Below are 2,297 nucleotides of genomic sequence, written 5' to 3'. Positions count from 1 at the left end.
TCGCCGATGACGACGGAGCGGCTACTCGCGCGAAGGTGTCCGGCCAGCAGCCGCATGGCGGCGATATCGCCGGCGTTCCAGTAGCGCTCACGGTCGAACATGCCGATGAGGGCCTCGCCGTCGGCGAACCGAAGGTGAATGGCAGAGGCAGTACCTATTCCATGGGGTGCGAGATACTCCTCCACGTAGGACTTCTGCGGTAGGGGAAGTCGGGCGAGATCGTCGAGCATCGCGAACCCTTCATCGGCGAGCACGCGTCGTGCCTGCGGTAGCGCAAAAACGTCCTTATCGCGCCACCGTTCCTGGTACTCCTCCAGGAGTGGTTCGGCTGCTCCGGTGAGAAGTGGCGCCGGGTCGGTGAACAGCGTCGGGTAGGTGCGCCCGAAGAAGAATGTCACGTCCCGAACGTCGAAGACGGTGGCGATCGCGTCAACAAGCGTCTCCTTGAAGTGTGTGCCTCCGCCGGAGGTGCGGCTCACGTCGAGTACTTCGAGTATCCGTCGAAGATGTACAGGGGTGAGCAGGTCCTGCCATCGGTCGTCCGCCCAGACGCTCCGCCGACAGTCGAAGCGATTCACGATAGCGCGATTGCTTTGAAGGTGTCTCGGAGTTGGCGTTTGAGGATCTTCCCGCTCGGGTTCTTGGGGAGAGTGTCGGCGATGATGACGTACTTGGGAACCTTGTAGCCCGCGAGGCGTTCGCGGCAATGTTCGATGACGTCCGTTTCGTTGAGATCGGAACCGAGAGTGGGCACGACGACAGCGGTGACCGCTTCGATCCAGCGTGGGTGCGGGACAGCGAAAACCGCGGCCTCACCGACTGCAGGGTGGGTGTAGAGGGTTTCCTCGACCTCTCGGGTGGCGACGTTCTCGCCGCCGGTCTTGATCATGTCCTTCTTACGATCGACGACCCAGAGGTAACCGTCTGAGTCGAGGTACCCGAGGTCACCGGAATGGAACCACCCACCGGCGAAAGCCTCGGCGGTCTTGTTGGAGTTGTTGAGGTACCCGAGCGTGGCGTGCGGGCTGCGGTGCACGATTTCACCCACCTCCCCGGCGGGAAGTGGGTGGTCGTTGTCGTCGACGATGCGGGTTTCGACATTGAGTGCGGGCTTGCCGGCCGAGCCGCCACGGGTGACCTGATCCTCTGGGCCGAGTGCGGTGGCGAGGGAGGACATTTCGGTCTGCCCGTAGAAGTTCCACAGCTGGATTCCGGGCAGGCGTCGATACATCTCCTGCAGGATCTCGAGCGGCAACGCCGAGGCGCCGTAATACCCCTTGCGCAGTGAGGTCAGGTCCGCGGTGGCGAATTCGGGGGAGTTCAGCAATGAAATCCATACGGTGGGTGGAGCGAACAGGTTGGTTACTTTCTCGATCTCGATGGTGTGGAGCAGTGCCATGGGGTCGGGGCCGTCGAGGATGATGCTGGTGGCGCCGAGGTAGATGTCGGTGCTGAGGAAGTTGTCGAGTTGCGCGCAGTGGTAAAGCGGTAGGGCGTGAACCTCTACGTCGTCGCTACTCATCCCACCGGTAACGATGCAGCTGATGTACTGCCACATCAGCGACCGACTCGTGAGCATGGCGCCTTTGGGCCGTGACTCGGTGCCCGAGGTGTACATGACGCGGATGACGTCGTCGTCCGACACGATCACCTCTGGCGGCGAATCGAACTCGTCACACGTCCAGTCCGCCAGCGAATTCCACCCGTCCGGCAAAGCCTGACCGTCGAGGGGGATGGCCGCCCGGAGCCGGACGCTGCCACCGCTCGCGACCAGGGCGGACTCGGCGACGGGAATGAGGGCGTCCTCGACAACGAACGCGTCGGCGGCGCAGTCGTCGAGGATGTAGGCGATCTCGCCGGCGGTGAGCATGAAGTTGACCGGGACGAGGATCACTCCAAGTCGAGCGGTGGCGAAGTTGAGGACCGGGTACTGCCAGCAGTTGTGCGAGAGCAGGGCGAGGGCGTCACCTTGCCGCAACCCGGCCGCATGCAAGCCTGCTGCGACGCGGTCAACGAGTGCGTCGAACTCTGCGAAGGTGAGTCGAACGTCGCGGTGCACGATCGCGAGTTTGTTCGGGAACCGGGCTGCCGAGCGGCGAGGGATGTCGCCGAGCGACTGTTGCCTGGCGGGGGCCACGAGATTCTGAATCGTTGACTCGGAAGTCATCACTTGCCTACCTGACGGGGTTCAAAGGGGGTGCGGGGGTCGGAGTGGGCCGGGTGAGTTTGTGGCCGAGCCGATCCCGCTTGGTGGCAAGGTAAGCGGTGTTGTGGTCGTTTGGCGCACTTTCCAGAGG

General features: G+C 63.2%; 2 protein-coding genes. Both read right to left on the bottom strand.

The annotated features are described in order from the left end of the window. Positions 1-578 (bottom strand): helix-turn-helix transcriptional regulator (locus WAW17_RS09570; RefSeq protein WP_422332746.1); only part of this gene is annotated, 578 nt, incomplete at its 3' end. Then, positions 575-2,167, bottom strand: a complete 1,593-nt coding sequence (locus WAW17_RS09565; protein ID WP_422332745.1) for an acyl-CoA synthetase — start codon at positions 2,165-2,167, stop codon at positions 575-577. The genes WAW17_RS09570 and WAW17_RS09565, both read right to left, overlap by 4 nt. Positions 2,168-2,297: the final 130 nt, after the last annotated feature.

This window comes from Rhodococcus sp. (in: high G+C Gram-positive bacteria), assembly GCF_049286785.1.
Taxonomy (GTDB): domain Bacteria; phylum Actinomycetota; class Actinomycetes; order Mycobacteriales; family Mycobacteriaceae; genus Rhodococcus_F.
This window is presented reverse-complemented; position numbering and strand designations above follow the sequence as displayed.

Excerpts from the sequence above, each read along its gene's own strand:
- WAW17_RS09565 (WP_422332745.1), bottom strand. The coding sequence starts at position 2,167 with ATGACTTCCGAGTCAACGATTCAGAATCTCGTGGCCCCCGCCAGGCAA.